Below are 7,367 nucleotides of genomic sequence, written 5' to 3' on the forward strand. Positions count from 1 at the left end.
CCGTCAACGAGGCCGTGGGCGCCTGGGCAGCCGTCACCGTCACCGCCCTCGTGGCCGAGGCGGTCTTGCCGGAGGTGTTGGTGACCGTCAGCGTCACCGTCCGGGTGCCCGCCGTCGTGTACGCGTGGGTGGCGGTCGCGTTCGCCGAGGCGGCCGTCGTGGTCCCGTCGCCCCAGGCGAAGCCGTAGGTCAGCGCCTGGCCCTGCGGGTCGGTCGAAGCCGACCCGTCGGCCGTGACCGTCACAGGGGCGGTGCCGCTCGACGGGGTCACCGTCAGCGACGCCGTCGGCGGTTGGATCGGTGCCGTGACGGTGACCGGCTTCGTGGCCGTGGCGGAGAGGCTCGAGGTGTTGGTCACCGTCACCGCAACGGTGTAGCTGCCCGCCGTCGTGTAGGTGTGGGTAGCCGTCGCGGTCGTCGACGCCGGCACGGTGGTGCCGTCACCGAAGTCGAAGGCGTACGAGAGCGACTGCCCCTGTGGGTCGGTCGACGTCGACGCATCGGCCGTGACGGATACGGGCGCGGTACCGCTCGACGGACTCACCGTCAGCGATGCCGCCGGCGCCTGGATCGGCGGGGGAGGCGCCGAGACGCTCACCGTCCTCTGGTCGGTGGCAGTCAACCCTGACGTGTTCGCCACCGTCACGGTGACGGTGTAGCTGCCCGCGGTGGCGTAGGCGTGGCTCGCGGTCGCTGTCGCGGATGCGGACACGGTGGCACCATCACCGAAGTMGAAGGCATAGGAGAGCGTCTGTCCCTGCGGGTCTCGCGATGCCGACGCGTCGGCGGACACCTGCAGCGGCGCGGTTCCGCTGGACGGAGTGACGGCCAGCGATGCCGTCGGCGGCTGGTCCGGCGGGGGAGGCGCCGCGATGGTGACGCTCTTCTGGTCGGTCGCCGTGAGTCCCGACGTGTTGGTGACCGTGACCGTCAGGCTGTAGCTGCCGGCGGCCGTGTAGGTGTGGGCCGCCGTAGCGGTCGTCGACGCGGGCGCCGTGGCGCCGTCACCGAAGTCGAACGCGTACGAGAGCGCCTGCCCCTGGGGGTCGCTCGATGCGGACGCATCCGCCGACACGTTCAGGGGCGCGGTCCCGCTCGTCGGGGTCACGCCGAGCGACGCGACCGGCGGCTGCACCGGCGGTGGTGGCGTCGTGACGGACACGGTCCGGGCGGTGGTGTCGCTGAGGCCGGACGCGTTGGTGACGGTGACCGTCACGGTGTAGCTGCCGGCGGCCGTGTACGTGTGGTCGGCCGTGACGGTCGCCGACGAGGGCACCGTGGTGCCGTCACCGAAGTCGAACGCGTACGACAGCGCCTGACCCTGTGGGTCGCTCGAGGCGGATGCGTYGGCGCGCAGTGCGAGCGGTGCGGCACCGCTGGCCGGCGTCACCGTCAACGAGGCGGCGGGCGGCTGGACGGCCGGAGCCGTCGTGACCACCGTGGCGGTCGTCGGGGTGCTCAGGCCGCTGGCGTTGCGCACCGTGACCGTGGCCGTGAACGTGCCGACACTGGTGTACACGTGCGTCGCGGTGGGAGCGGACTGGGCCGGGAGCGTCGTGCCGTCACCGAAGTCGAACGCGTACGTCAGAGCCTGGCCCTGCGGGTCGGTCGAGGTCGACGCGTCAGCCGTGACCGACAGCGGCGCGGTGCCGTTGGCGGGCGTCATGACGAGGCTCGCCGAAGGCGGCTGCACCGGCGGCGGGGGTGCTGCGACGACCACGGAGCCGCTCGCCGTGCCGGTGAGTCCGGAGGTGTTCCGGGCCGTCACGGTGACGGTGTACGTGCCGGCGGACGGGTAGCTGTGGCTCGCGACGGCGGACGCCTGGTCGGACAGGGTCGTGCCGTCACCGAAGTCGAACGAGTAGCGGAGGGTCTGACCCTGCGGGTCGGTCGACGTGGAGGCATCGGCACTCACCGCCAGCGGGGCCGTCCCCGAGGTCGGCGTCAGCGTCAGGCCGGCGACCGGCGGCTGCACCGCTGGCGGCGGCAGGTCGGGCTGGTACTCGTAGGCGCCGAGGTCGTCGTAGAGGCGGGGGCCGGACGCGAACGTGTTGGCGACGTTCGGGTCGCGCACGCGCGGGTAGCCGAGGATGTCGGTGGCCTGCTCGCCGGGCACCCCGCTGTCACCGCGGTCGATGGCCGGGGAGCCCTCGCGCAGCGAGAGGTCCCAGGTGCCCGTGTTCGCGAACTTCGGGTCGGCCTGGACGCCGGCGGCCTCCTGCCCGGACGCGGTGCGCATGGCAGTGAGGCTCGTGTACGTCGTGCCCCACGCATACATGACCCCGGTCTTGCTGAGGTAGACGAGGTTGTGGTCGACGAGCGTGCTGTTCTGGGCGCCGTCCCAGACGCCGATGTTGCCGGCGCGGCGGCCGCACGCGATCCCGGCGTAGGCGGGGTACACGGCGTTGTCGACGGCGACGTTGTTGGCGATCCGGTAGCTGCCCGACGTCACGCCCTCGAGGTTGATGCCGCTCGTGCAGTTGCGGAACACCGTGTTGCCGACGATCGTCCCGCCCGTCACGTTGAGGTTGTCGATGCCGTGGTCACCGTTGTTGTACGTGACGTTGAGGGTGACGAGGTTGTTGTTGCCCCCCGTGTAGAGCTGGATGCCGGAGTCCTCGTTGTCGTGGGTCACGTTGCCGGTGACGACGTTTCCCGGGCTCGTGACGTTGATGCCGTTGGCGTTGCGCTGCCAACCTTGGGCATTGAAGCTCGACTCGTTGTTCGTCACGGTGTCGCCGGTGGAGGTGTTCGTGACGTAGATGCCGGTGTCGCTGTTGTGGTTGGTGTTGTTGTCGGCGACGAGCGAGCTGTTCGTGGCGCGGATGCTGATGCCCGGAGCGGTGGCTCCCTGCGCCTGCCGCCCGGCGTTGGTCACCGTGTTGCCGCGCACCGTGATGTGGTCGCTCTTGGTGACGTAGATGCCGTCGCCGATCGTCCCGGTGAAGGTGAGGTTGGTGAGCGTGATGTAGCTGCGCGCCGAGATGTAGGCACCGTTGGTCACGCCGGTGCCGATGACGGGGTTGCGACCGGGCCAGCTCGTGATGGTGATCGGGGCGCTCGCCGTGCCGGACGCGGAGGGCTTGATCGACTCGGCGTAGGTGCCGTCGCCGATGTAGAGCACGTTGCCGGCCTGCAGGCGGCTCACGCCCTTGGTGACGGTGCAGAACGGCGCGCTCGACGTGCCGCTGCCCGAGTCGCTGCAGACCGGGCTCGTCTTGTCCACGTAGAAGGACGTGGCGACCGGCAGCACCGGCGGCGTGCCGATGACGTACTCGTCGATGACGCTGCCCGCCGAGCAGGTCATCTCCTCCTTGCTGGCCGACGAGTCGCAGATCGCTTGCAGCTTGAGGCCGGTCGGGCCGACGTCGACGCGCATGTGCGACAGGTGGAAGGCCCGGAACGCGGTGCGCGGGTCGGTGCTCGTCCACGGCGTCTCCAGCGACGACGGGGCGCCGACGGTGACGTGCGTGACGCCCTGGATCGGCTGGAAGCGCTCGTAGTCGTGCGAGTGCCCGTTGATGTTGAGGACGTACTTGCTGTAGCTCTGCCCGAACCCGTCGAGGATCGAGGCGATCTGGGACTCGCCGGGGTGGTAGCCGGTCGAGTATGCCGGCCGGTGGCCGTACGTGACGATGTACTTGATGTTCGGGTCGTCCTGCGCCTGCCGCATCAGCGGGCCGGCCTTGGACTGCCAGTCGCTCCACGCGCCCGTCCACGGCTCGGGGTAGGCGATGAACCGCACCGGGCCGGCGTCGAACCAGCCCCAGTCGTTGCCGCCGGACGAGATCGCCGGCGATCCGGGCGACGCCGCGGCGTGCGGCATGAGCAGCCGACCCTTGTAGTTGCGCAGGTCGTCCGAGCCCGCGACGTCGTACTCGTGGTTGCCCCACGCGGGCATGTACGCGGCCCGGGTGCTCCAGCCCATGACGTCGTTGAAGTGCTGGTCGACCGCCGCGATCGTCGTGCCGTTGGCATACGTCAGGTCGCCGACCATGAGGACGAACGACGGGTCGTCGGCGCTGATGTTGTCGAGCGTCGCGCCGAGCTTGGAGAAGTTCACGGTGTCGCCGACGTCGCCGATCGCGTCGAAGCGGAAGCTCGACGTGGGCGGCGCGTGGAAGGTGTAGTCCGGTCCGCCGCCGATGGAGTAGTGGTAGGTCGTGCCCGGCACCAGGCCGCCGAGCTCGAGCTGCCAGAAGGGGCCGGGCGAGGACCACGGGGTCCAGCCGGGGGCGACACCGGTCGCCGTCTGGCCGTAGGACGTGCTCGTGCCCCAGCGCACGTCGTTGGCCGTTCCGCGCCAGTCGATGGCGACCGACGTCGAGCCGGTGAACGTGTAGTGCACCTCGTCGGCCGGGCCGGCGGCCCAGCCCGGCGAAGCCGGCGCCACGACGACCAGCGCCATCGCCGCCATGACGACCGGCAGCAGTCGGGCCAGCCACCGAGCGCATCGGTGCAGTCCATGGACAGGTGACTTCGGCGACTCCACGATCATGGGCTCAAGCTAGGGTCGGCCACCGGCCCGGTCGACCTGCGCTCGGCGGACCACGGCATACGTCAATGGCTGTAGCTCTCAGACCCAGCTGGGGAACCACATCCGGCGCTGCCACTCCTGGAGCGGGATGACGTCGGCGACGTAGATGGGGTGGAAGAACGCGAACAGCCCCATCGTGAGCAGCACGAAGGCCCCCATCACGCCCAGTCCGATCCGGCGCCGGGTCGACGACGCCTCACGCCCCCCGATGACGAGCCCGAGCACGTAGACGCAGGCGAGCACGACGTACGGCACGAAGGCCACCTCGTAGAAGGAGTAGATCGTCCGGTTGCCGAGGAAGAACCACGGCAGGTAGCCGGCGAACAGGGCGCAGAGGATCGCGCCGGCGCGCCAGTCCCGGCGCAACGCCCACATGAACAGCAGCACGAAGATGGCGAGCGTTCCACCCCACCAGATCGACACGGTGCCCAGCGAGGTGATCGCCTTGCTGCATTGGTCGACGAGGCACCCATCGGCGCCCTTCTTCGGGCCTTCGTAGAAGAACGACGTCGGGCGGCCCTGGATGAGCCAGGACCACGGGTTCGTCTGGTACGGGTGCGAGCTCGTGATCGCCTGCGTCGAGGCGTACATCTGCTGGTGGTAGGCCCAGAGCGAGCGCCACCAGTCCGGCAGCCAGGCGTGGACGGTGTCCGGGTTGTTCTGCGCCCACGTGCGGAACGACCCACCCTGGCTGAGGATCCAGCCGGTCCAGCTCGCGACGTACGTGACCACGGCGGTGACGGCGACCTGCACGAACGCATACGGCCCGTCCTTGACGACCCCGCCGACCGACCAGCCCCGCACCCCGGCGGCCCGGCGCGCACCGAGGTCCCACAGCACGGTGAGCAGCCCGAAGAAGACGAGGAAGTAGAGACCCGACCACTTCACGCCGGCGCAGAGGCCGAGCATGATGCCGGCGACCCACCGCCATGGCCGCCAGCCGAGCCACGGCCCCGTCCACGACATGGCGGAGCGCGCCCGGTCGCCGACGCGGCGGGCCAGCACCTCCCGCGCCCGGTCGCGGTCGATGAGCAGGGCACCGAAGGCAGCGAGACCGAAGAACATGACGAAGATGTCGAGCAGCCCGGTGCGAGAGTGGACGAAGTGGTGTCCTTCGAAGGCGAGCAGGGCGGCCGCGACGGTGCCGAGCAGGTCGGAGCGGAAGAGTCGTCGGGCGATCCGGCCGAGCATGAAGATCGAGATCGTCCCGGCGAGGGCGACGGCGAAGCGCCAGCCGAAGGAGTTGAGGATGCCGAAGGGTGCCTCGCCCCACCCGATGAGCCACTTGCCGACGGGCGGGTGGACCACGAAGTCGCCCTCGGTGCCGTAGATCATCGGGTCGTTGGCGGTGAAGTGCTGGTCGACCTGGTTGGCCTGCTGCAGCACCTCGTCGTTCTTCATCTCGAACCAGTAGAGGACCATCGACCAGCCCTGCTTGACGTAGTACGTCTCGTCGAAGACCAGCTGGTGGGGGGCGCCGACGTGCCAGAAGCGCATGAAGCCGCCGACGAGCATGAAGAAGAGCGGGCCGCCCCAGCCGAGCCACGCGACGCGCCCGGCGGTGCGCCGGGTCAGGCGGAAGTCGTCGGCCGGGTCCCCGAGCAGGCGAGCGCGCACCTGCCTGGCCGAGTTCATGGGCGCCATCGTATGCAGTGTGGCTGGGCGGGCCGCGCAGGCGCCGGGTGCTCGGTCCGACCGATCAAGGCGGTCAGAGCGAGACGCCGCGGGCGCGCAGGACGGAGTAGCCGACGAACGCGACGATGTCGAGGATCGAGTGGCACACGACGAGCGGCATGACCCGTCGGGTCCGTACGAAGACGAGCCCGAGGACGAGGCCCATGACGATGTTGCCGGCGAAGCCGCCGAACCCCTGGTAGAGGTGGTAGCTGCCGCGGATGACCGCCGACAGGACGATGACGAGCGGCCACGACCATCCCGTCTGGCGCCAGCGCGTGAAGAGGTAGCCCACCATGATGACCTCTTCGAGGAGGGCGTTCTCGATGGCGGCGAGGACGAGCACGGGAGCCGACCACCACACGGCCTCGAGGTTGGCCGCCGACACCTGGGTGTTGATCCCGATGGCCTTGGCGAGGAAGTAGAAGGCGAGCCCGGGGATGCCGATGACGGCGGCGAGGCCCAGTCCGCGGAGCAGGTCGCGGGCCGGCTCCCGGCGGTCGAGACCGACGAAGTGGGCGGCCCGCACGTGGTCCGCCGGCCGGTGGATGTGGTTGAGCAGGTAGAGCGCGAGAGCCACCGCGACGAGGGGAAGGGCGACGCCGGCGAGCTGGTAGGCGAGGTCGAGCCAGGGCCGTCCCGGGGTCGCGGACTGGTTCATCGCCGTCGTCTGCTGCGACAGCGGGACCGGGCGGGTCAGCTTCTCGATGATGCTGAGCACGGCGTAGACGGCGGACGACCCCAGGCTGACGCCGAGGACGAGCACCGTCTCCCCGCGGAGCCCGCGGCGGACGGCCGGGTCCGTGGCGAGGGTGGGGTCGCACTCCGAAGGGGCCAGCAGTCCGGCAAACCGTCCGCGCTCCGCGATCGCTGGGGTCGACATGTCGTCAGCGTAACTTTGCGAAGGACGACGGGCGGCCCGCCGGCGTACTGTCGCTGTCATGTCGCTGCTCGCGGAATGGGAGTCGGGCCGGCACGAGGCGGACGGCCGCGCCTACCCGACCTATCGCCGTGGCAGTGGCCCGGCCGTCATCGTCATCCACGAGAGCCCTGGCCTCACCCCCGAGGTCATCGATTTCGGTGACGATCTCGTGCGGGCGGGCTTCGCCGTGGTGCTGCCGCATCTCTTCGGCAGCTCGCACGCGCCACCTCGCAC

4 protein-coding genes are annotated in these 7,367 nt (G+C 70.3%); 1 reads left to right on the forward strand and 3 read right to left on the reverse strand.

Annotated elements, in window-relative coordinates; translation table 11 throughout:
- The 3 genes from AC1DP0_RS14965 to AC1DP0_RS14975 form a co-directional block, all read right to left on the reverse strand.
- Positions 1-4,498 (reverse strand): PKD domain-containing protein (locus AC1DP0_RS14965; RefSeq protein WP_478085446.1); only part of this gene is annotated, 4,498 nt, incomplete at its 3' end.
- 78 nt (positions 4,499-4,576) lie between these two features.
- On the reverse strand, positions 4,577-6,172 hold the full coding sequence (locus tag AC1DP0_RS14970) for a dolichyl-phosphate-mannose--protein mannosyltransferase (RefSeq protein ID WP_478085449.1): 1,596 nt from the start codon (positions 6,170-6,172) through the stop codon (positions 4,577-4,579).
- Between the two features lie 73 nt (positions 6,173-6,245).
- The gene (locus tag AC1DP0_RS14975) at positions 6,246-7,094 is read right to left on the reverse strand and encodes a CPBP family intramembrane glutamic endopeptidase (RefSeq protein WP_478085452.1); all 849 of its coding nucleotides are present in this window, start codon (positions 7,092-7,094) and stop codon (positions 6,246-6,248) included.
- Positions 7,095-7,152: 58 nt separating this feature from the next.
- Here AC1DP0_RS14975 and AC1DP0_RS14980 point away from each other — a divergent pair.
- Positions 7,153-7,367 (forward strand): dienelactone hydrolase family protein (locus AC1DP0_RS14980; protein WP_478085454.1); only part of this gene is annotated, 215 nt, incomplete at its 3' end.

The sequence above is a fragment of the Terrabacter sp. P5_B1 genome (assembly GCF_056400505.1).

Bases quoted from the DNA above. Each gene is read 5' to 3' on its own strand.
- AC1DP0_RS14975 (WP_478085452.1), bottom strand. From the start codon at position 7,094: ATGTCGACCCCAGCGATCGCGGAGCGCGGACGGTTTGCCGGACTGCTG.
- AC1DP0_RS14970 (WP_478085449.1), bottom strand. From the start codon at position 6,172: ATGAACTCGGCCAGGCAGGTGCGCGCTCGCCTGCTCGGGGACCCGGCC.